Origin of the sequence: Acinetobacter sp. YH01018, assembly GCF_013420295.1 — a bacterium.
GTDB lineage: Bacteria > Pseudomonadota > Gammaproteobacteria > Pseudomonadales > Moraxellaceae > Acinetobacter.
On the sequence record NZ_VOYL01000006.1, the window covers coordinates 42,273 to 65,154 of the forward strand.

The window sequence follows — 22,882 nt, forward strand, 5'->3', positions numbered from 1 at the left end:
ATGTATTTTTCAATTAATTAAATTGAGCGAAATCCGGTTTACGCTTTTGCATAAATGCTGCAACAGCTTCTGCCATTTCCGGTGAAGTTACGCGCTTCATAAAAATCTCGGCTTCGTTATCAATACAGTCAATAATTTCCTGCAGATTATGTTTCATTAAGGCTTTGGTTTGCTTGATTGAAGCGAGCGGCAGTGCTGCTAAAGTTTGTGCCTGTTTCAATGCAGTTGCATATACATCATCTTCAATGCTATTCACAATTCCAGCACTTAAGGCTTTGTCGCTGTTAAACTTTTGTGCAGTAAATAGCAGCTCAGCCGCTTTATGGTAACCCGCTTGCTGAATCAGCAATTTGCTCGAAGCGCCTTCAGGCGATAGACCTAAGCTCACAAATGGAATCTGGAACAGGGCAGTAGAATCACTATACACCAGGTCAGCGTGCAGCAAAATCGTTACTCCAATGCCAATCGCCACACCACGAACAGCAGCAATTAACGGTTTAGAAAATTTTGCCGCAGATTTTAAAACCACAAATGGAGGTGCATCACCCGCTTTGCCTGCCAGCGGAGTTTGAATAAACTTCATGAAATCCTGCATATCGTTACCGGCACTGAAGTCGGCATCCTCACCACGTAAAATCACCACGCGCACGTCTTTATCCTGATCGGCTTCATCCAATGCCTGGGCAATTTTTAGATACAGCTCACCGTATAACGCATTTTTAGCTTCAGGACGATGAATGGCTAAGGTCAGTACGCCATTGTCTAAATTCGCATTTAAATGTTGATGTGGTTGTTGAATACAGCTCAGTGTCATCGTACTATCCTTGCTTTAAAATTTAATTTGATTTTATGGCAGTTATTATGTCGCATATTTATTTTAGCGGCACAACTCACGAGTCATAAAAAACTTGATCTGTTATGAACTATACATTCGATTATCTGGTTTTCATTGGTCGCTTTCAGCCTTTTCATCTGGCACATATGCAAACCATTAAAATTGCATTACAGCAAAGCCAAAAGGTGATTTTGGCCTTAGGTTCAGCACAAAATGAACGCAATATTAAAAATCCGTTTAGTGCTGCTGAACGTGAACAGATGATCTTGTCCAATTTTTCAGAAGCGGACCAGAAGCGGATCAAGTTTGTGCATGTGATTGATGTTTATGATGACCAAAAATGGCAACAACTGGTTAAATCTCTAGTAAAAGAAGTTGCTGAACCAGAAGCCAAAGTCGGCTTGATCGGTCATTTTAAAGATGAATCTTCTTATTATCTGAAGCTGTTTCCGGAATGGGAGATGGTGGAACTTGCCAGCTTGGTCGGGGCAATTTCAGCAACGCCGCTGCGTGAAGCATATTATCGTGGTGAAATTATCGAATCTGCTTTGCCGCTCGGCACCAGTGAGTTTTTACACAAATTTCAGAAAACTGCCATTTATCAACAATTGCAGCACAAATACCTGACCCAAGATAAAACCAATCTGGAACAATCTTCAGTAAGCTTTTAGGTCGAGGCACAGCATTGCCAAGACCCAGGAGTGGATAAGATGAATATCGAAACCAGCTTACAAAGTGTCCTGATTGTCAGTGTAATCCATCTAGGTATCGTCGCACAGGTCAATGCACAGGAATGGACACTGACTCCACAAAGCTATGTGGGCTTTGAGGTGAAGTCGATGGGCTTTTCAACCGTAAAAGGCAAGTTTGAACAGGTTCAGTCCAGTATGAGCTTTGATTCTGCAGCACCTCAGAATGCCTCGGCACGGTTTGTGATGCAAGTAAATAGCCTAAGATTGAGCAAGCCTTCACTGAAAAATATGATTTTAGGTGAAGATTTATTTTATGCAGAGAAGTACCCAACAGCGACTTTTAACAGTCATGAATTTCTCGCTTTGGGGAACTATCAATACAAGATCAAAGGTGATCTGACCCTGCGCGGTATTACCCGGCCGGTGATCCTTGATGCGTCCCTAGAAGCCAATCCATTTGATCCACAACTTATGAATGTAGAAGCTACAACCATGGTTAAGCGTAGTGATTTTGGGATGAAAAAGGCATTAGGTGGCATCGGAGAGAAAGTCAATATTGAAGTATCTGGGCAATGGCAACGCAAATAAGCAGTAGGATTTGCCACAAAATATCTGCTGATTTACATTTTTTTAATTCATCTGATGTTGAGCCTTTTCCAGCAGGTCAATCGTCAATTGTTGCAGTAGCACAGATTGCTGCTTCCAGTGATGCCAATACAATTTCATCTCGGTTTTGGCATTTGGCATAATTTCAACCAGTTTCCCAGTTTGAAGATCATCACCAATTTGACATTCCGGCACCAAACCGAAGCCTAAATCCAAATGTACTGCTTCCACAAATGCAGTGGAGGCGGGAATAAAATAATGCGGATAACTTTGCTGATTTAATCCAAACAAGTTCAGAATCACCTGATGATGCATCAGATCTTTGCCATTAAAAATAATGGCTGGGGCATGTTTTAAGGCATCGCGGTGAATACCATTTTTAAACCACCTTTCTACAAAGGAAGGTGTGGCTACCATACAATAAGTCATCTGTCCCAGATAATGTACTTCACAGCCTTTCATGGCTGTGGATTCAGTCGAGATGCAGGCATTAACCAAACCGGTTTCAAGCAGTTGATGGGTTTGGGTCTGGTCATCCAGAGACAGCTTCAGGGCAATTTTATGCTTGATTAATGTGCTTTGTAGAACTTTGAGTAACCAGGTTGATAAAGAGTCAGCATTAGTGGCAATACTGAATTGATGAAATTCATGCTGGCTGGATTGCCCCATAAATTGTTGTAAAAGATTCTGTTCACGTAGACGTTGATGCTGTAGATGTTCCAGCAGCTTTTGACCAGCTTGCGTGACCCGACAAGGACGTTCGCGCAGCAATAAAATCTGTCCCAAATCTTTTTCCAAAGCCTGCACTCGTAAGGTGACTGCAGAAGCGGTAATACACAGTCGCTGTGCAGCCTCATCAAAACTGCCGGATTCTGCCACAGCAAGAAAAGCTTCGCAGGATTTACTTGAAAGCATAGGGTGCTACCTAAGAAAAACTGAGTTAAATTGATATTTTCTTAATCATACTTAATTTATGCTTCAAGCTGGGATAATGCAAGACACGATTTTTGAATGATTTTTAAGTTTTATTGTGTATGTTAAATAGTGCCTTACATGGTTTTGTTATGGGTTTAAGTCTGATCGTCCCGATTGGCGCACAAAATGCTTTTGTGTTGAAACAGGGTTTAAAACAGCAACATGTGTTTGCCATTTGCCTGTGTTGTGCTTTATCTGATGCTATATTGATTTCATCCGGAGTGCTGGGTTTTTCAGCGCTGGTCATGTTGCATCCGAATTGGCTGAATATTGCCAAATATTTCGGTGCAATTTTCTTGCTGATATATGGAGCACAACATTTTTATCAGACCTGGAAGGGTGAGCAGCGTTTAGATGTCAGTCAAAACGAAGCACCTTCTTTATGCAAGATCTTGTTCATCTGTTTAGGCTTAACCTGGCTGAATCCACATGTCTATCTGGATACGGTGGTATTATTAGGCTCGATCTCGACACAATATCCCAATACGCAATTGTATTTTGCCTTAGGGGCTATAACGGCATCGTTCTTATTCTTTTTTAGCTTGGGCTATGCAGCACGTTATTTGCAACCGGTTTTTCAACGGCCACAAGCCTGGAAAATACTGGATATTATGATTGGCTGTGTGATGTGGTCGATTGCCATTTCCTTATTAAAATAAGTGAGCGGAACACAAAAGAAAAAGGCATGAGTAATACTATTTCTAGTTAAAAATCATGCCTTTTGATAATGAAAAATTAAGCTGCTTGAAGTGCTTTTAAGTCTTCCAGTACCTGTTCGGCATGTCCTGCAGCTTTGACCTTGCGATATTCTTTGACCAGTTTGCCGTTATGGAAAATAAAGGTGGAGCGCTCAATGCCCATCACCTGTTTGCCATACATGTTCTTTTCTTTAATCACGTCGAAAAGATTGCACAGTACTTCTTCTTTGTCACTGATCAGGTTAATGCTCAGCTTCTGCTTTTCGGTAAAGTTCTGATGCGCTTTTACCGAATCACGTGAAATACCCAAAATGGTGCTATTTAAGGCATCAAATTGATCTTTTAAACACGAGAAACCGATCGCCTGTGTAGTACAGCCCGGAGTAGAATCTTTAGGATAAAAATACACAATCAGCCATTCTGTAGGAATTTCAGTCAGGTTAATTTCACCGGTTGTGGTCGGGAAGGCTTGATTAGGCAGCGTAATAGCAGACATGCGTTCATCCTTATAAAGTTAAATTGTCATATGAATGGTAAATTTATGCTGCCATGATAGCGAATTTAACGATGTTTATGCTGAAGTAGGAAAGGTAATTTTCACAAATAAAAAAGCCTGCAATTATGCAGGCTTTTATTAAATCTAAATCAACTTATTTTTTAGGTTGTTGAGCAGATTTCATGGCTTCTTCAGTCAAGCTTTTGAGTTTGCCTGTCAATTGTGGACCAAAACACGCTTGCAGATCTTTATTTTGTTTTTGCACAAAAGCTAAAGTCGCAGGACTTTTCTTCTGGTTAATGGTACTTTGGATTTCCCATTTTTGTGCATTTGTTAAACGGCCATCCGCTTCCACTGCACACGTACAGTATTTGCTTACTTCAGCAGAAGTAAGTTTTTTGCCTTTCGCAGTTTCTTCCTTACAAACATTAATTAAAGCAGATTTTACATTGGTGCTTTTATAAGCTTCCTGAAGCTTGTTTGTTTCGGCTGCATTTGCAGCAGTCGCCATCAATGCGACTGCAGAAACCAATGTAGAAAGAATAATGTTTGACTTCAAATTTTTCATGTACTGTACCCTGTTATGACGGTATATAACGTGTCGGATCGGCGATACCCGCATCAGCAAAACCCTGTTTACGTAAGCGGCAACTATCGCATTTACCACAAGCACGTCCTTGGTCGTCTGCTTGGTAGCAAGACACCGTTTGACTATAGTCTACGCCATGTTCTATACCTAAGCGAATGATATTTGCTTTGGATAAATGTAACAAAGGTGTTTCAAATTTAAGAGGTTTTCCTTCTACACCAACCTTGGTTGCCAGGCGCGCCATGTTGGCAAAAGCTTCAATAAATTCAGGGCGACAGTCCGGATAACCTGAATAATCAACGGCATTGATGCCAATTACAATGGCTTCTGCACCAAAAACTTCCGCCGCTGCGAGCGCATACGACAGAAATATTGTGTTACGTGCTGGAACATAAGTTACAGGAATACCTTCTTGTTCATGTTCTGGTACGTCAATGTTATGGTCTGTTAATGCGGAACCGCCCAGGTTACCTAAATCGATATTAATCACCCGGTGTTCTACACCAGCACGCTGGGTTAATGCTCGAGCGGCATCCAGTTCAGTGGTTGAACGCTGACCATACATGAAACTTAAAGCAATACATTCATAACGTGCTTGCGCCCAAGCCAAACAAGTCGTTGAGTCTAAGCCGCCAGATAATAAAACTATGGCACGAGGGCGCATATTCAAATCTCCAAAAAATAAGTCAAAATAACAATGGATTAACGACCAGTTTCATCATTCCAGAGCAATTTATGTAATTGCAGCTGGAAACGGACCGGGAGATGATCATCTAAAATCCATTGAGCCAAATCACGTGCCAGTTGGGGTAATTTCACCGCACCTTTTTCTACCGCAAAAGCAGGCGAGAACCACACGGTACTGACTTTATCGGCAAGTTTGAATTGTTCAACCTGCTGTTTTGACCATTCATAGTCTTCACGGTTACAAATCACAAACTTGATTTGATCATGCGGGGTTAAATGATCGAGATTGCTAAGCAAATTTCGTGCAACTTCTCCAGAAGTTGGCGTTTTAAAATCCAGTACTTTGGAAACTCGCGGATCGACTTTAGATACATCGAGTGCACCACTGGTCTCTAAAGACACTTCACAGCCCAGGTCAGCTAAACGCTGCATTAAAGGCAGGGCATTCGGCTGTGCCAGTGGTTCACCACCGGTCACACAAATATAGGGTGTTTTAAAATCCAGTGCGGTCTGAATAATGTCATCCAGGGATTGGCGTTCGCCACCTTCAAAAGAATAAGTGGTATCGCAATAAGTACAACGTAAAGGGCAACCGGTTAAACGGATAAATACGGTCGGCAATCCTGCAGCATTGGCTTCACCTTGTAATGAATAGAAAATCTCCGTAATACGTAACCCCGCAGACGGATCGGTAACAGGAATAGCGGAAGATCGAAGAGTACTCATAACAACATAATCCAGCTCAGGATAAATAACACAGTATAAAAATAAAAATCCCTACGGCTATTGCTAACCGTAGAGACGAGGAGCGGTTGAAGCTCCGGGGAACAATCAATGTTCCGCAGCAGACTACATCTTAGTCTTCGCGCAATAAATCGTTCAAGCTAGTTTTTGCACGGGTTTTCGCATCTACTTTTTTCACGATCACAGCTGCGTACAGGCTGTATTTACCGCATTTAGATGGAAGGCTACCAGAAACAACCACCGAACCTGCAGGAACGCGGCCGTAATGGATCTCGCCAGTTTCACGGTCATAAATCTTGGTAGATTGACCAATGAATACGCCCATTGAAATGACAGAACCTTCTTCAACAATCACGCCTTCAACAATTTCAGAACGAGCACCGATGAAGCAGTTGTCTTCAATAATGGTTGGGTTCGCTTGAAGCGGTTCAAGCACGCCACCAATGCCTACACCACCAGACAAGTGAACGTTTTTACCAATTTGCGCACATGAACCCACAGTTGCCCATGTATCAACCATGGTACCTTCATCCACATAAGCACCGATGTTCACATAAGAAGGCATCAAGACCACATTTTTCGCCTGGAATGAACCTTTACGGGCTACAGCAGGAGGTACTACACGTACACCTGCAGCTTTAAACTGTTCTTCAGTCCAATCGCCAAATTTAGTATCAACTTTGTCATAGAAACGAAGATCACAAGCTTCCATTGGTTTGTTGTCGTTTAATTTAAATGATAACAATACCGCTTTCTTAATCCATTGATGAACAACCCATTCACCCTCGATTTTTTCAGCAACACGTAAAGTACCATTGTCCAGGCCAGCAATGACTTCCTCAACTGCTTGACGGATTTCAGCAGGACAATCTGCTGCTGTGAAATTCGCACGGTCTTCAAACGCTTGTTCAATGATTGTTGAAAGCTGAGACATGATCTTCCTTCCAGAAAAAAATTTTTAAGATTTTACACTATATTGAGATATAAATAGATGAAAAAGTGGCTTTGGATCGGAATTAATTATGAAAGATGGGCAAAATGGGAGCGAAAATCGGCTACACAGATAAATAAACAAAAAAATGATTTAATAATCAAAAACAAATAGAAAATGTATCAAAAAATAACAAAAACTAAGCAAATTTCGAATAAAAGTTGAGCAATTAATATTTTATAGTTCTAACTATTAGATAGAAAAGCACTAATGACGAAATAGAAACCTTTTTGAGGAGATCTACAATGAAAACTTTAGCTACGCTTTTAGCAGTATCGGTATTGACCTCTGTCGCCGGAACAGTCATGGCAGCTGATGATGCAGTCGTTCAAGATGGTTATGCATTTGAACGTAACCAGCTTATTCCAACTAGTGTCCGTGCTGAAGTAGGTACAACCGGTTATGGTGGTGCATTACTGTGGACTGCAAACCCATATGTCGGTTTGGCATTGGGTTATAATGGCGGCGATATCTCTTGGTCTGATGATATCTCGGTCAATGGTTCAGACTATGACATTGATATGGAGAATAAAAATACCTATTTGAATGCTGAAATTCGTCCTTGGGGTGCAAGTGAAAATAGATGGGTGCAAGGTCTATATATGGCCGCTGGTGTAGCCTATTTAGATAATGAGTATGAACTTGATCGCCGTGTAGGTGCGGGAGAAGGTTTTACCATTAACCATACAGACTTTGTAGCGGGTGCAGATGGCGCTCATATTAAAGGGACCATGGATTACAAAAATGACATTGCTCCATATTTAGGCTTAGGATGGGCGCCTAAGATTAATAAAAATTGGGGCGTATTTGGTGAAGTCGGTGCTTACTATGCCGATAATCCAGATGTTAACTTACAGTTAGTCAGTGGTGGTGCGGCTGATAACCCAACACGCGGTTCACTGGTTGACAATATTGCAGCTGATGAAACTAAAATTGCGACTGATGACAAACACAAATGGCTTCCTGTAGGTAAAATCGGTGTAAGTTATCATTGGTAATAAAATAGTAGTCTTTAAAAAAACGAGCTTCGGCTCGTTTTTTATTTTTAGACAATGCAGCTATTTTTGCTAGAAGCGGTAACGGAGCTTAAGGCCATAAGCAATAGCCTTGTTATGGTTTACTGAAGATAACATACCAAACAGACTGCATGAACCCTATTGATTTTGCTTAACTTTGGCTTTGTTGAGTCTTTATACCCGCGACAATAAATACATTAGAGTACATAGGATAAAAACTACCGATACCCAAACTATAAAGCATAGCTGACATCTGTGGCAAAAGCTTGATCGTAGATGAGCCCAAAAGACCAGTGAGTGTGAGTTTGCAATTTAAATGCAACATTTGAAATATAAAAAGAATGGGCAAAATTTGGGGTAGAAATTTAAGTAAATGTTGAGGGGGGTATTCTGGTTTGGCTGAAGTGTTTTACCTGAAATATTGGCATCTACAATGGCCGTTGAGAACTCGGCTTAATAATCCGGCTGTAAAAAAGAGGTAATGGATTGGTTAGAGCTTTCCAGTGCTGCAGTATGTAGAGGTCGCTAGTCATGAAAACACCAATACTGAGACCAAATGCCTTAGCTTATATAGATATCCCCATTCAATTTTTTCTTTTGTGATTTTATATAGAATGAGCAAGTATTATGTGAGGTTTTTATGTTTAAGTGATTGAAAAATTAAATTATTTTTATAAATCTAGTTTTGCAACGACAGATGAATTTAAAAAGGGATATTTTTTATATCCCTTATTTAAAAAAATCATGAAATGCTTATTCTTCTGGATAAGCTACTTTTTTCAGGGCCTTAATGTCGGCTTCTGGCGAGCAGAGTGAAATAAACTCATAACCATAACCGCGCAGCAAATGACCTTTGCGCACTGCAATCCAGGTAGTATTTACCCCAAAGATATCGGTTGGAATCTGTTTGAGTCGATAGTCACGTTCAGCATCATAAGCGACATTGTTGACAATACCGACGCCCATATTCAATTCAACATAGGTTTTGATGACATCTGCATCCAGTGCTGACATCACAATATCAACATCAATACCTGCCTCTTCAAAGGCTTTGTCAATTTTAGAACGACCTGTGAAACCGCCATGGTAGGTGATAATCGGATATTGCGCCAAGTCTTCCAGCGTAATGTCTGTCTTGTTGGCAAGTGCATGGTTTTGCGGGGTAATAATACTGTGCTGCCAATTATAATAAGGTACGCTGGCCAGGTTCTCCTCAGTAGTTAGCGACTCGGTTGCAATACCAATATCTGCTTCACCTTGCAGCAACATTTCGGTAATTTCAACCGGGCTGGCCTGTTGCAGAATCAAATGAACTTTTGGAAATTCTTTTTTAAACTGGTTCACAATCGGCGGCAAGACATAACGCGCCTGGGTATGCGTGGTTGCAATGGTCAACGTACCTTCATCGACGCGGTTAAAATCATCTGCCAGACGTTTAATATTGTCTGCATCAACCAGCATACGTTCCACAATCCCGAGTAAAGACTGGCCAGGTTCGGTCAAGCCCAGCAAACGTTTACCTTTACGGATAAACAGCTGTACGCCCAGTTCATCTTCTAAATCTTTAATATGCTTACTGACGCCAGATTGTGACGTATAAAGTGCTGCCGAAGCTTCAGTTAAATTAAAGTTTTGTCTAACAGTTTCTCGAATAATTCTTAATTGTTGGAAATTCATAATGCTGTTTACCCTAAAGAGGATGGGGCTGTTTTTGCCCCATCTATTTGTTATTAAGCGACGTCATTGGCAAACAGGTGCAATCCCGTTGGACTTAACCACACTGTTTGATTTGGTTTAAATTGATGTAACTTCGCTTCTTCAGAATTAAGCGAAATTTCAATTAAATTGCCCTGACGATCTTGAAGTTCAGCAATAACCTTGCCGGCAATCCAGATTTCACGCAGGAAAGTGGCCTGAATGGCATTTTCTTGCGGTGTTGCATGAATGCGTAATTCATTTGGACGGGCAAAGGCAATCACGTTGCCTTGCGGAGCATCTTTCACCTGCGGTAGTTGCAGACGGTCGTCACCAATCTGGATAATGCCTTGCTGGTTTTGACCTTCGAAACGGTTGGCCTGACCCAGGAAGTCGAATACAAACGGTGTTGCCGGTGTTTCATAAACTTCACGAGGTGAACCAATTTGCTCGACATTGCCTTTGTTCATCACCACGATTTGATCGGCTACTTCCAGAGCTTCTTCCTGATCATGAGTCACGAAAATTGAGGTGATATGCAATTCATCATGCAAAGTACGTAACCAGCGACGCAGCTCTTTACGCACTTTGGCATCGAGTGCGCCAAAAGGTTCATCCAGCAATAATACACGAGGTTCAACCGCCAAAGCACGTGCCAGGGCAATACGTTGACGTTGTCCGCCCGAGAGTTGTGCAGGATAACGGTCGGCCAAAAAGCCCAGCTGAACCAGATCAAGCAAACGGGTCACACGTTTTTTAATTTCAGCTTCTGATGGTCGGGTAGAACGAGGGCGCACACGTAAACCAAAGGCAATGTTGTCAAATACCGTCATATGACGGAACAAGGCATAATGCTGGAATACAAAGCCGACTTCACGTTCACGGACATGCACATTGGTTGCATCTTCGCCCTCAAGAATCACCTGACCGCCATCTGCCGATTCCAGCCCTGCGATAATACGCAGCAGGGTGGTTTTACCGCAGCCAGATGGGCCGAGTAATGCCACCAGCTGACCATCGGGAAAGTCGAGCGAGATATTTTTAAGTGCATGGAATGCACCAAAGTGTTTTTCAATATTTTTAACTTGAATACTCATGATGTCATTCCTTAAGAAACTGTTGAATCTTCATTACGTTTGTTTTGTTTTTCCTGGCGCACTTCTACCCATGTTTTCAAGATCAGGGTCACAATTGCCAGTAAAGCCAGAAGCGATGACACTGCAAATGCCGCACTAAAGGTATATTCGTTGTAAAGGATTTCAACATGTAGCGGCAGGGTATTGGTTTCACCACGAATGTGACCCGACACCACCGATACTGCACCGAATTCACCCATGGCACGGGCATTACAAAGAATCACGCCGTAAATCAGACCCCATTTAATGTTGGGTAAGGTCACTTTCCAGAAAGTTTGCCAGCCTGAAGCACCCAGTACAATCGCAGCTTCTTCTTCCTCGGTACCTTGCGCTTCCATTAGGGGAATCAGTTCGCGCGCCACAAAAGGCACAGTAATAAATACGGTTGCCAGTACAATGGCAGGAACGGCATACAAAATTTTAATGTCATTGTCCATCAGCCAGCCGCCAAGCCAGCCTTGAGTACCGAAAATCAGTACCAGCATCATGCCTGCGATAACTGGAGAAACCGAGAAAGGTAGATCAATAATGGTGGTGAGAATGGATTTGCCACGGAAATTAAACTTCGCCACCGACCATGCGGCTGCTACGCCAAATACTACATTTAATGGCACGGCAATTACAGCGGTCAATAAGGTCAGTTTCACCGCAGACAAGGTGTCTGGATGCACCAGTGCCTGAAAATAAACCCCAACCCCCTGTTTAAATGCTTCAACAAAGACCAGAATTAAGGGCAGAATCAAGCAGCTTAAAAAGAAAATCAGTGCAATCGTAAGCAGTAAATAGCGAACCCAGACTGGTTCACGCGTCGCATCGCGGGACTGTAATTTCTCGGCTAAGGCATTGCTATTAGTGATTAAACTCATCGTGCTGTTCTCCCGGTACGTTTGCTTGCCCATGCTTGCAGCAAGTTAATCAGGAATAAAATCGCGAATGACAGGATTAACATCACCACGGCAATGGTGGTTGCACCGGCATAGTCATATTCTTCCAGACGGGAAATAATCATCAAGGGTGCGATTTCAGTTTCAAATGGCTGGTTACCGGCAATAAAGATCACGGAACCATATTCACCCACACCACGTGCAAAGGCTAGGGCAAAACCAGTCAGTAGTGCTGGAAACAGAATGGGCAGGATAATTTTGCTGACAATCTGAAAACGGTTGGCACCCAGAGCAGAAGCCGCTTCTTCAAGTTCGGTTTCAAGATCACTCAGTACAGGCTGTACGGTACGTACAACGAAAGGCAAGCCAATAAAAATCAGCGCCAGAGTAATCCCGATCGGGGTATAGGCTACTTTAATTCCGATGGGTTCCAGATACTGACCGACCCAGCCTGTAGGTGCATATAATGAGGTTAGGGCAATACCCGCCACCGCTGTTGGCAGGGCAAAGGGTAAATCGACCAAAGCATCAATAATACGTTTACCGGGAAAACTGTAACGGACCAAGCACCATGCCAGTAACAAGCCAAACACGACATTGACTAAGGCTGCAAATAGGGCAGCACTAAAACTTAACTGCAAAGATTTTAAGATACGTTCTGAACTTAAAATTTCCCATAAACCATCCCAGCCTATACCTAGCGATTTGATAAACACCGCAGATAATGGAATAAGCACGATTAATGATAGATACGCTAGGGTAAAGCCTAGAGAAAGACCAAATCCTGGCAGCACTCGGGATCGCTGCGACATGATGATTCCTTAAAAAGAGCGACTACTGACCAATAAAGTCAGCGAAAATAAAAGTTTAATTCGGCACAAGCATAATTTGCAGGGTTTAAATTGCAAATTTGAAAAAGCACTTGCTATCATCAGTAAAATTGATATGTTGCAGCACATTTTCTGAAATTAAATAATCATAAATTTCAGGAAAAGGCCCAAAACCGGAAGCAACATTAATATGTCCAACCTGACCCAGATTAACCGGATTAAGTTCCCACGCCTTTGCAAGTTGCTGGGCATCTTCAAAATTTAACCAGGGATCGTTTTCACTGATCAGTAAAGTCGTTGGCACGGCAATTTTCAGCTGATGAAAATAGCATTGGTAATCTTGCTGGCTATCACGTGAAAAACCGGCTTCGCCAAAACGGGCAGGATTGGCAGGTGCAACCAGAATCAAATTTTTAATTTTTTGATTGAGTTCCGGGTGCTGGGCTAAAGCTGCCACAGTAGTTAAACAACCAAAACTATGCGCGACAATCTGGATGCTGCCCTGAATAGGCGTCACGGTCTTTACAAACTCGGCAATCCAGTTTTGTAACACAGGGGTGTTCCAGTCCTGTTGTTGCACACGGGAGCATGACATGAGTTGTCGTTGTAGCCACGACTGCCAGTGTGCGTGTTCACTGCCACCTACGCCTGGAACAATTACGGTATGAATCATGTCGATGCTCCTGTTTATCGAATGCGATTATTTTGCACTATTGGCTTTAACAATTTGGTCAAATACACCGCCATTTTCAAAGTGCGCTTTTTGAACTTTGCTCCAGCCGCCAAATTCCTGATCGATACTGACCAGTTTTAAGGAATTGAATACCTTGCTGTATTGCGCCAGTGTTTTTGCATTGCGTGGACGGTAAAAGTTTTCAGCCGCAAGTTGCTGGCCGCGTGGCGAGTAAAGGAAGTTTAGGTAGCCTTGAGCGAGATATTTATTGCCTTTTTTCTCTGCATTTTTATCTACAATCGCCACGGGTGGCTCAGCCAAAATAGACAGAGATGGCGTGATAATTTCAAATTTTCCTGGCTGTTCACGAAGGGCTAAGTGAGCTTCGTTTTCCCAGGCCAACAGCACATCACCAATGCCACGTTCTGCAAATGTTGTGGTTGAACCGCGTGCACCAGAATCGAGAACCTTGGTGTTTTTATAAATTTTACGCACAAATTCCTGTGCAGTTTTATCATTGCCACCCGCCTGGTGTTTTGCCCAGGCCCATGCCGCTAAATAGTTCCAGCGTGCGCCGCCAGAGGTTTTAGGATTTGGTGTAATAATGCCTATCCCCGGCTTAACCAGATCACCCCAGTCCTTAATGTGTTTTGGGTTGCCTTTACGTACTAAAAATACGATGGTAGAGGTATATGGCGTTGAGTTATGTGGCAGCTTCTTTTGCCAGTCTGCAGGTAACTGTCTGGTTTTTTCCGCAATTACATCAATGTCGGCAGAAAGTGCCAAAGTCACCACATCGGCATCCAGCCCATCAATGACCGCACGTGCCTGTTTGCCAGAACCACCGTGTGACTGCTTGAAGTTAATTTTCTGTCCGGTACGGCTTTCCCAGTATTTGCTAAAATCTTTGTTCACGTCTTCATAAAGTTCACGTGTTGGGTCATAAGAAACATTGAGAAAATCTTTCGCTGCAGCAGCTAAAGAAATGGTAGATATAACTGCTGCTAAAACTCCAAGTTTCAATTTTGCCGAAATGCTCATGCGAACCTCAATATTCTTAATGTGTTTCATTACAGGGGTATAGAATAGCTATATTCTTTATGCATAAAAAATAATAAAAAATGAATTTTATATGAATAAAAAAGATAAATAAGGCTGGGTTCATAAAATAAGCACCAGCCTTATGAATAAAACTGATGCTTTGTTTGCTTGACTGAGATTATTTGGTGCTATTGGCTTTTATGATCTGGTCAAATACGCCGCCATTTTCAAAATGTGCTTTTTGAACTTTGCTCCAGCCGCCAAATTCTTTATTAATGGTGACTAGTTTCAAGGGTTTGAATACGGATTTATGTTTTGCCAGTATTGCTGCATTGCGCGGACGGTAGAAGTTATTGGCAGCAATGGTTTGACCTGCAGGTGAATATAAATAGTTGAGATAAGCTTTGGCTAAATTCAGGTTGCCGTCTTTCTGTGCATTCTTCTCTACAATCGCCACAGGGGGTTCAGCCAAAATAGACAACGACGGTGTGATAATTTCGAACTTGCCCGGTTGTTCACGAATAGCTAAATGAGCTTCGTTTTCCCAGGCCAGCAATACATCTCCAATGCCACGTTCAGCAAATGTCGTGGTTGCACCGCGTGCACCAGAGTCGAGGACCTTGGTGTTCTTATAGATTTGACGTACGAACTCCTGTGCTTTGGCATCGTTACCGCCTGGCTGATGTTTCGCCCAAGCCCATGCTGCCAGATAATTCCAGCGGGCGCCACCAGAGGTTTTTGGGTTTGGGGTAATAATGCCGACATTATTTTTGACCAGATCGCCCCAGTCTTTAATGCCTTTCGGGTTGCCTTTATGTACAAGGAAGACGATGGTAGAGGTATAGGGAGTAGAGTTATTTGGAAATTTTTTTTGCCAGTCTTTTGGAAGTAAATTTGAGTTTGCTGCAATTGCATCGATATCTGCTGCAAGTGCCAACGTCACCACATCGGCACCCAGACCATCAATCACGGCACGTGCCTGTTTGCCAGAACCGCCGTGTGACTGTTTAAAATTAATATCTTGGCCTGTGGTTTTCTTCCAGTATGCAGCAAACTCTTTATTGTAGTTTTCATACAATTCACGCGTTGGATCATAGGAAACGTTTAAAAAGTCTTTTGCCAGTGCAGTAAAAGACGTTGCTGAAATAAGAGCTGCTAAAACCCCGATTTTTAGTGAGCGCATTTTGCTATCCTTTGAATTATTAATGTTTTGTAACGGAGCCAAGCATAGCGTCATCTTTTTTGTTGAAAAAATAATAAGAAACGAATTTGATATGAATAAAAAAGCTATCAATTAAGCGCCACTATTTTTAAACTAGGTCATCATTTGCAGGATGTTTGTTATGCCATGTTTTAAGAATGCACGGGAAATAAATGAAGTGTCATTACAGGACCGTGCTTTTCATTACGGAGATGGCTGTTTCACCACGGCACGTGTTCGGCATGGCAAAATTGAACTTGAAAGCTTGCATCGGGCACGGCTACAGTTAAGTTGTGAACGGCTGATGTTGCAGGCAGATTTAAGCTGCATTGAAAAAACTTTGGCTCTACTACAACAGCAGTTTCTTGAACTAAATGGCACATTAAAAATCATCATCAGTCGTGGTGAGGGACAACGCGGCTATAGCTTGCCTGATCATCCGGCAGATGTCTGGGTGTTTTTTTATCCCCAAGCAGTCGATGATTTTCACATTGAAAAAATCAAATCTGGAGTACTTCAACAGGCATTGGGATTGAGCATGCCCAATCTGGTCGGTTTAAAAAGTCTGAACCGTCTGGAACAGGTCTTGTTAAAACATGAAGCCGATCAGCAGGGTTGGGCTGAAGCCTTGGTGACCGATGTACAAGGCACTGTTGTGGAGGGCGTAAGCAGTAATTGTTTCATTCGTTTAAACAATACCTGGATTACACCTGAACTTCGCTATAATGGCGTGCATGGGGTGATGCGGGCCGAAATTTTGTCCCGGATGCAGCAGCATGGTATTCACTGTGAACAGCGGTTTATTGAAATGGAAGACATTGCAAAATTTGAAAGCCTGTTTTTTTGTAATGCCTTAAGTCCCATGAAAGCTGTAACTGAACTTAACCGGCAACCGTTGAATATTCAGCCGTGTATTGAACTCTTTAATATCCTTCAATTGAATCAGATTCATTAATATGTCTAGCAAAAAGCAAAAATCGAAAAATAAAACTGCATCAGGATTTCCTTTAAAAGGCATCCTTATTTTAATTGCAGGTCTGACGGTATTATTTGCGGTTATCTTGGGTGCCAGCTTGTTCAAGTCCTATCCTGTGCAAGGTGAAAAGCAAATGCTGGCGATTGGAGATGGTGACAGTTATTCAGGCTTTATTGACCGTCTAGCTCAGCAAGATAAAGTCAGTTTTCCTATTATCCTGAAGCTTTATCAAAAAATCATGATTCATGACAGTATGAAAGCTGGCGTTTATGAAATTCGTCAAGGCATGTCGGTACGTGAAGTGCTGGAACTGGTTTCGAATGCTGAAAATGCACAGATGAACCGCATTCTGGTGATTGAAGGTACGACTTTTAAACAGTTAATTGAACTTCTAAAGAAAGATGATTTAGTCACTAAAGAAGTGTTGAATCTTCCGCAAGATCAAATGCTAAAAGCCTTAGGTATTCCATTTAACCATCCCGAAGGGCTGTTTGCACCAGATACCTATTTCTTTGCCAAGGGTGAAACTGATAAAAAGATTTTGACTGATTTATATAAACGCCAAATGAAGGCTTTGGATACTGCATGGGCCAATCGTGCCAGTGGTTTACCTTATAAGGATAAATATGAAGCGCTGATTATGGCTTCTATTGTGGAAAAAGAAACCAGTCTGGATCATGAGTTAAATCAGGTATCGGGGGTGTTTATCCGTCGTCTGCAACAGGGGATGCGTCTGCAAACCGATCCAACTGTGATTTATGGTATGGGCGACCGTTATAATGGCAATATCACGCGTAACGATTTGCGTACACCTACACCATATAATACCTATACCAACAATGGCTTACCACCAACGCCGATTGCATTGCCAAGTCAAAAAGCGATTGAAGCTGCTATGCACCCGGACAATTCCAGAAATATCTATTTTGTCGCCACGGGTAATGGTGGGCATAAATTTAGCGCAACTTTGGATGAGCATAATCGTGCTGTGCAAGAATATCTAACTGTCATTCGTTCAAAAAATTAAGGAGTGGGGATGTTTATTAGTTTTGAAGGCACTGAAGGTGTCGGGAAAACCACACTCATTGGTAAAATTTATGATTATCTGCAACAGCAAGGTCATGAAGTGGTACTGACGCGTGAGCCGGGTGGCACACCAATGGCAGAACAAATCCGTTCCCTGCTGTTGTCAGTCAACCATGAAGAAAGCATGTCGAATGACACAGAACTGCTTTTAATGTATGCGGCACGTGCACAGCATTTACAGCAGGTGATTGTTCCGGCATTGAAGGCAGGTAAGACCGTACTGTGTGACCGTTTTACTGATGCCAGTTTTGCCTATCAATGTGCAGGCCGCGGCCTAAGTAAAGAAAAATTACAGTTATTGAATGCCAACTTTGTCTCGCATATGCCGAACGTTACTTTTTGGCTGGATGCCCCGACTGAGTTGGGAATGTCACGTGCGCGTGCACGGGGTGCATTAGATCGCTTTGAGCAGGAGAAAGCCACATTCTTTGAGAAAGTACGTTCAGGCTATCAGGAGCTTTGGCAACAGCAGGGGGAACGGATTAAACGTCTGGATGCCACCCAAACACCAGAACAGGTATTCACTCAGGCACTCGCGTGTTTGCAATCGGTGTAGTCATCCCCAGCAATTGGGTTTAAATGAAAAATCTTCTATAGTGGCTAACATTATGGAAGATTTTTTTTATAAACAATGAAAAGTAATAAAGTCGAAATTATTGAATTTTTGCAATGTGAATTTCCGCAAAGCCTGGAAAAATGCGAAATAGAAACAGTCACTGAAAAAGGAGCCACCATCTTATATCATGAATACTGCTGATTTAAGACCGGGTGGAACGGTATCAGGGCCGACCATGATGACCGCTGCTGATTATGCACTGTATATTGCCATACTGGGTGAAATCGGTATTGTGGCCTTGGCTGTCACGACCAGTTTATCCATCAATTTTTTAAGAAAACCGACGGCAGCACAGGATATTCGTGCGGTCTGTCAATTAATGAAAGTGGGCAAGGCTCTCATTGTGGGTGATGTATGGTTATATTCCATGAATTTAGATGAACCGATTGCACATGCAGTGGGTACTTATTCCATCCCACCCCGGCAATAAAAAGATATCATGCAAATTGAAAAAGCCGAACAAAGATGTTCGGCTTTTTTATTTAGGCTACACGGGTTTAAGCATCTACATTGACCAACGGAGTTTCCACCTGGAAGTTGGGTGGAGTTAGTACCGTTTTACGTAATTCAGGCCCAAGCTCCGGATAATCCAGAGTGTAATGCAAACCGCGTGATTCCTTGCGTGCCATGGCACAGCGTACAATCATCTCTGAAACCAGTACCAGGTTACGTAATTCAATCAGGTTTTTGCTGACATGGTAATCCTGATAATATTCAGTGATTTCACGCTTCAACATTTCGATACGATGTAAGGCACGTTGCAGACGTTTAGTGGTGCGGACAATACCCACATAGTTCCACATGGTCTGACGCAGTTCATCCCAGTTTTGCAGAATAACGACATTTTCATCCGGATTCATCACTTGGGAATCATCCCAGCTTGGTGCATCAGGAGAAACATAATCTGGATTGAACAGGCTTTCTATATGTTTGGCTGCACTCATGCCGTAGACAAAACATTCTAAAAGTGAGTTACTCGCCATCCGGTTAGCACCGTGTAAGCCAGTATAAGAGGTTTCACCAATGGCGTATAAACCTTGAAGGTCGGTCTGGCTGTTTTCATCGACCACCACACCGCCACAGGTATAGTGCGCCGCAGGAACCACAGGAATCATGTCTTTGGTAATGTCGATGCCAAGTTCTAGTAAACGGGCATACAGGGTAGGGAAATGTTCTTTCACAAACTCGGCTGGTTTATGCGTGATATCCAGCCAGACATGACGGATACCCAAACGTTTAATTTCATAGTCAATCGCACGTGCCACAATATCACGCGGTGCCAGTTCAGCGCGTTCGTCAAAACGCAGCATAAAACGTTCACCATCAGGCAAGCGTAAATAAGCCCCTTCACCACGCATGGCTTCGGTAATTAAAAAGGAGCGTGCTTGCGGATGATACAGGCAGGTTGGATGGAACTGGTTAAACTCCATATTGGCAACCCGGCAACCGGCACGGTAAGCCATGGCGATACCATCACCGGTCGCAATATCCGGATTGGAGGTATACAGATAGGCTTTCATTGCCCCACCACATGCCAAAGCGGTAGAGGGTGCCAAGAATGTATGGACTTTTTCAGTCTTTTCATCGAGCGCGTATAAACCCAACGCACGATTTTCTTGATCTTTCAGGCCGAGTTTTTTTGAAGTAATTAAATCAATGGCAATATAATTTTCAAAAATAGTGATGTTTTGCTTTTCACGGGCACGTTGCACCAAAGTGGTTGAAATGGCGCGACCTGTCGCATCTGCAGCATGGATGATACGGCGTTGGGAGTGACCACCTTCACGGGTTAAATGCAATTGTTCCTGTTCATCTAAGGTAAATTGCACGCCATGTTTTAGCAGAAAGTCGACCGAAGGTTTGCCGCCTTCTACAGTCTGCTTGACCGCTTCACGCTCACATAAATGTGCACCTGCAATCATGGTGTCATCAATATGCTGTTCAATTGAGTCAGTTTCATCTAAAACCGCCGCGACACCGCCTTGTGCATAAAAAGTACTGGCTTCGGTGAGTGCCGATTTGGCCAAAACAGCAATATTGAAATGATCTGGTAATGATAAAGCCAGGCTTAAACCTGCACCACCACTGCCTACAATGATCACGTCAAAATGATGTGTTGTATTTAAATTAGACATGTTCATCAGCTAATTTGAAAAAAGTTTGCTAATAACACCCCTTTTTTCATCAAAAAACAAGAGCTAATATGCTAATGTATGATGAGAAAAAGTAATAAAGCAACAAACTTTTAAGAAAGATTTAAGCTGTTGTTTATACAAATATAATCAAACATATTATTACCCAAGACAGACATGTTTTATGCTAAATACTGTTTACGCATACTTATAATGAATGGAGTGAATGCTTTATATGAACAATCGCTATATAAAAAAAGGAATGTATGCTGCTGTATTCACCATGGCAGCGATGCAAACACAAGCAGCTTCTTCGGTAGACTTTTCCAATCTGGTTGAACAGGTCAGCCCTGCTGTAGTGAGTGTCAGTGTCGTTAAAAAAATGACTCAGGAAGAGCTGATTCAACAGCAAATTCCTGAAATTTTGAAACGCTTTTTTGGCAATCAGGTGATTGTTCCACAGCAACAGGCTCAGCAAGAGAAAACCGCTTACGGCAGTGCATTTTTTATCAGTAAGGATGGTTATCTGTTAACCAATCATCATGTGGTTGAAGATGCATCTAAAGTGACCATTATGTTTAATGACCGCCGTGAGATTGATGCCACCATAGTTGGAAGTGATGCGCGTACCGATGTGGCGCTACTGAAAGTCAATGGTTCCAATTTCCCTGAACTGCGTACAGGCAATGTAGACCGGCTGAAAGTCGGTGAGCCGGTACTGGCTATTGGTTCACCTTTCGGTTTTGACTATTCTGCATCTGCCGGTATTGTCAGTGCGAAAATGCGTAACATGATGGGCGAAACCTCGGTGCCCTTTATTCAAACCGATGTGGCGTTGAATCCGGGTAACTCAGGCGGTCCCTTGTTTAACCAGAATGGTGAAGTGGTTGGGGTAAACTCGCGTATCTTCAGCGGTACTGGCGGATATATGGGCCTGTCATTTTCCATTCCGATCGATGTGGCGATGGATGTGGCAGAGCAGCTGAAAAAGAATGGCAAGGTCACCCGTTCATATTTGGGAGTGATGTTGCAAGACATCGACCGTAACCTTGCTGAATCTTATAACCTGTCCAAGCCTGAAGGTTCATTGGTGACCCAGGTCGCTCCCAATTCCCCGGCAGCCAGAGCTGGCTTTAAGGCGGGTGATGTGATCCTGAAATATAATGGCTTGCCTATTTCCAGAACCTCTGATTTGCTCAACTACTTAAACCGGACTTCACCAAATCAAAACATTCAATTGCAAGTTTTGCGGGATGATAAGACTCGTAATATCTCGGCAACATTGATGACTGCACCGGACGACACACCGGCACCGGTGGAACAGGCAGCACAAAATAAAGGTCCTGTTTTGGGGGTGACGATTCGTAATTTGACTGCCAGTGAACAATCCCAACTGAATCTTAAAGGCGGTATTCTGATTCAAGAAGTCAAACGGGGAGGGATCGCATCACAATCCCGTATCGCTGTAGGTGATATCATTACTCAAATCAATAATAAAACCATTTTGAATAGTAATGACTTTATTAAGACAGTATCCGAACTGAAAAAAGGTTCAATTGCACGTGTTTCTATTATTCGTCAAGATCAGCGCGCAATTTTAGGCATGCGTATTGAATAGCATGAATCCATCGAACAGAAAACCACTCTACAGCTGAGTGGTTTTTTATATTTTGCAATTTTACTGCGATACAAAATTACGTAGACTGTGTAGCCTTGAAGGTCATTTTTTGCATAGTGTAAGGGTCGGTAAAATAGATGAGCACAGTTTTTGATTTGGAAATCACCGTTCAAGCAAAAGATATTGACAGTCTGGGACATGTAAATAACGTAGTGTATATGCACTGGATGCAGGATGTCGCTACTGCACATATTGAGGCCCTGGGTTTGGGGCTGAATGAATACATGGAACTGAAGCATGCCATGGTTGCGGTAGAGCACCATGTGCAATACCGTAAAGCGGCATTTGAAGGCGAAAAGATTATCTTGCGTACCTGGCTGGATGATATCAATGCCTTGTATTCTTTCCGGCAATATGTGTTTTATCGTCCCCAAGACCAAAGCGTTTTATTTATGGGGAATACCAAATGGGCCTGTGTGGAAATTGCCACAGGTCGGCCAAAACGCATGTCTCCCACTTTTAGCCAAGCCTACCAGCCGATATCGGAACAGGTGAATCCGCTGGATTTTAGTCAGTATGATGCGATGGCTTCAAATTGAGTACATGACTACAATCCGGTTTTATTTTGAAAATAACTGTCAAAGCGAAAAACGAACTCATTATTT

The 22,882-nt window shown here is 42.6% G+C and carries 24 protein-coding genes and 1 pseudogene; 10 read left to right on the top strand and 15 right to left on the bottom strand.

What is annotated here, in order from left to right; genetic code table 11:
• Positions 1-13: 13 nt before the first annotated feature.
• Positions 14-814 (bottom strand): enoyl-CoA hydratase-related protein, encoded by an 801-nt coding sequence (locus FTT83_RS03735; RefSeq protein ID WP_180042225.1) that lies wholly within the window; start codon positions 812-814, stop codon positions 14-16.
• A 104-nt stretch (positions 815-918) separates the two neighbouring features.
• Here FTT83_RS03735 and FTT83_RS03740 point away from each other — a divergent pair, with 104 nt between their 5' ends.
• Positions 919-1,506 carry a nicotinate-nicotinamide nucleotide adenylyltransferase gene (locus FTT83_RS03740; protein ID WP_180042227.1) on the top strand — a complete coding sequence of 196 codons (588 nt, stop codon included), beginning with the start codon at positions 919-921 and terminating at the stop codon, positions 1,504-1,506.
• Between the two features lie 39 nt (positions 1,507-1,545).
• Complete coding sequence (locus tag FTT83_RS03745) at positions 1,546-2,115, top strand: YceI family protein (RefSeq protein ID WP_180042229.1); 570 nt, start codon at positions 1,546-1,548, stop codon at positions 2,113-2,115.
• Between the two features lie 42 nt (positions 2,116-2,157).
• Here FTT83_RS03745 and FTT83_RS03750 read toward each other — a convergent pair whose 3' ends face one another.
• A complete protein-coding gene (locus FTT83_RS03750) occupies positions 2,158-3,048 on the bottom strand; it encodes a LysR family transcriptional regulator ArgP (RefSeq protein ID WP_180042231.1) in 891 nt (296 codons plus the stop codon).
• A 119-nt stretch (positions 3,049-3,167) separates the two neighbouring features.
• Here FTT83_RS03750 and FTT83_RS03755 point away from each other — a divergent pair, with 119 nt between their 5' ends.
• A complete protein-coding gene (locus FTT83_RS03755; protein WP_180042233.1) occupies positions 3,168-3,767 on the top strand; it encodes a LysE/ArgO family amino acid transporter in 600 nt (199 codons plus the stop codon).
• Between the two features lie 76 nt (positions 3,768-3,843).
• Here the strand turns inward: FTT83_RS03755 and FTT83_RS03760 are convergent, their stop codons facing one another.
• The 5 genes from FTT83_RS03760 to dapD all read right to left on the bottom strand — a co-directional run bounded on the left by FTT83_RS03760 (position 3,844) and on the right by dapD (position 7,256).
• Positions 3,844-4,302 carry a peroxiredoxin gene (locus FTT83_RS03760; protein ID WP_180176246.1) on the bottom strand — a complete coding sequence of 153 codons (459 nt, stop codon included), beginning with the start codon at positions 4,300-4,302 and terminating at the stop codon, positions 3,844-3,846.
• Between the two features lie 154 nt (positions 4,303-4,456).
• Positions 4,457-4,870 (bottom strand): hypothetical protein, encoded by a 414-nt coding sequence (locus FTT83_RS03765; protein WP_180176245.1) that lies wholly within the window; start codon positions 4,868-4,870, stop codon positions 4,457-4,459.
• Positions 4,871-4,883: 13 nt separating this feature from the next.
• Entirely contained in the window at positions 4,884-5,555 is a 672-nt protein-coding gene (gene queC / locus FTT83_RS03770) for a 7-cyano-7-deazaguanine synthase QueC (protein WP_092818614.1), read from the bottom strand.
• A gap of 38 nt (positions 5,556-5,593) precedes the next feature.
• Entirely contained in the window at positions 5,594-6,304 is a 711-nt protein-coding gene (gene queE / locus FTT83_RS03775; RefSeq protein ID WP_092818613.1) for a 7-carboxy-7-deazaguanine synthase QueE, read from the bottom strand.
• Positions 6,305-6,434: 130 nt separating this feature from the next.
• The gene (dapD, locus tag FTT83_RS03780; protein WP_092818612.1) at positions 6,435-7,256 is read right to left on the bottom strand and encodes a 2,3,4,5-tetrahydropyridine-2,6-dicarboxylate N-succinyltransferase; all 822 of its coding nucleotides are present in this window, start codon (positions 7,254-7,256) and stop codon (positions 6,435-6,437) included.
• Between the two features lie 302 nt (positions 7,257-7,558).
• Here dapD and carO point away from each other — a divergent pair, with 302 nt between their 5' ends.
• Positions 7,559-8,311: an ornithine uptake porin CarO gene (gene carO, locus FTT83_RS03785; RefSeq protein WP_180082237.1), complete on the top strand. Its 753-nt coding sequence runs from the start codon at positions 7,559-7,561 to the stop codon at positions 8,309-8,311.
• A 771-nt stretch (positions 8,312-9,082) separates the two neighbouring features.
• Here the strand turns inward: carO and FTT83_RS03790 are convergent.
• From FTT83_RS03790 to FTT83_RS03820, 7 genes are all read right to left on the bottom strand, one after another.
• Complete coding sequence (locus tag FTT83_RS03790) at positions 9,083-10,006, bottom strand: CysB family HTH-type transcriptional regulator (protein WP_086196157.1); 924 nt, start codon at positions 10,004-10,006, stop codon at positions 9,083-9,085.
• A 53-nt stretch (positions 10,007-10,059) separates the two neighbouring features.
• Entirely contained in the window at positions 10,060-11,121 is a 1,062-nt protein-coding gene (locus FTT83_RS03795) for a sulfate/molybdate ABC transporter ATP-binding protein (RefSeq protein WP_180082236.1), read from the bottom strand.
• A gap of 11 nt (positions 11,122-11,132) precedes the next feature.
• Positions 11,133-12,026, bottom strand: coding sequence for a sulfate ABC transporter permease subunit CysW (cysW, locus tag FTT83_RS03800; protein WP_086196155.1), 894 nt, complete (start codon positions 12,024-12,026; stop codon positions 11,133-11,135).
• Positions 12,023-12,856 carry a sulfate ABC transporter permease subunit CysT gene (gene cysT / locus FTT83_RS03805; protein WP_180176244.1) on the bottom strand — a complete coding sequence of 278 codons (834 nt, stop codon included), beginning with the start codon at positions 12,854-12,856 and terminating at the stop codon, positions 12,023-12,025. The genes cysW and cysT overlap by 4 nt, the downstream gene beginning before the upstream one ends.
• An 85-nt stretch (positions 12,857-12,941) precedes the next feature.
• Positions 12,942-13,547 (bottom strand): alpha/beta hydrolase, encoded by a 606-nt coding sequence (locus FTT83_RS03810; protein ID WP_180082234.1) that lies wholly within the window; start codon positions 13,545-13,547, stop codon positions 12,942-12,944.
• Positions 13,548-13,574: 27 nt separating this feature from the next.
• Complete coding sequence (locus FTT83_RS03815) at positions 13,575-14,588, bottom strand: sulfate ABC transporter substrate-binding protein (protein ID WP_180176243.1); 1,014 nt, start codon at positions 14,586-14,588, stop codon at positions 13,575-13,577.
• 178 nt (positions 14,589-14,766) lie between these two features.
• Positions 14,767-15,771 (bottom strand): sulfate ABC transporter substrate-binding protein, encoded by a 1,005-nt coding sequence (locus FTT83_RS03820; protein ID WP_180176242.1) that lies wholly within the window; start codon positions 15,769-15,771, stop codon positions 14,767-14,769.
• 160 nt (positions 15,772-15,931) lie between these two features.
• Here FTT83_RS03820 and pabC point away from each other — a divergent pair, with 160 nt between their 5' ends.
• The 4 genes and pseudogenes from pabC (at position 15,932) to FTT83_RS03840 (ending at position 18,897) form a co-directional block, all read left to right on the top strand.
• Positions 15,932-16,744, top strand: coding sequence for an aminodeoxychorismate lyase (pabC, locus tag FTT83_RS03825; RefSeq protein WP_180042253.1), 813 nt, complete (start codon positions 15,932-15,934; stop codon positions 16,742-16,744).
• A gap of 1 nt (position 16,745) precedes the next feature.
• Positions 16,746-17,792 (top strand): endolytic transglycosylase MltG, encoded by a 1,047-nt coding sequence (mltG, locus tag FTT83_RS03830; protein WP_180176241.1) that lies wholly within the window; start codon positions 16,746-16,748, stop codon positions 17,790-17,792.
• Between the two features lie 9 nt (positions 17,793-17,801).
• Entirely contained in the window at positions 17,802-18,407 is a 606-nt protein-coding gene (tmk, locus tag FTT83_RS03835) for a dTMP kinase (protein WP_180082229.1), read from the top strand.
• A 75-nt stretch (positions 18,408-18,482) separates the two neighbouring features.
• Positions 18,483-18,897: pseudogene (locus FTT83_RS03840) on the top strand (PaaI family thioesterase).
• Positions 18,898-18,964: 67 nt separating this feature from the next.
• Here the strand turns inward: FTT83_RS03840 and nadB are convergent.
• Positions 18,965-20,608 carry an L-aspartate oxidase gene (nadB, locus tag FTT83_RS03845; RefSeq protein WP_166167177.1) on the bottom strand — a complete coding sequence of 548 codons (1,644 nt, stop codon included), beginning with the start codon at positions 20,606-20,608 and terminating at the stop codon, positions 18,965-18,967.
• A gap of 226 nt (positions 20,609-20,834) precedes the next feature.
• On the opposite strand from nadB, the gene FTT83_RS03850 reads away from it, so the two are divergent.
• Both FTT83_RS03850 and FTT83_RS03855 read left to right on the top strand, forming a co-directional pair.
• On the top strand, positions 20,835-22,217 hold the full coding sequence (locus tag FTT83_RS03850; protein WP_180042265.1) for a Do family serine endopeptidase: 1,383 nt from the start codon (positions 20,835-20,837) through the stop codon (positions 22,215-22,217).
• A 137-nt stretch (positions 22,218-22,354) separates the two neighbouring features.
• Positions 22,355-22,816 (top strand): thioesterase family protein, encoded by a 462-nt coding sequence (locus FTT83_RS03855; protein ID WP_180042267.1) that lies wholly within the window; start codon positions 22,355-22,357, stop codon positions 22,814-22,816.
• Positions 22,817-22,882 lie beyond the last annotated feature (66 nt).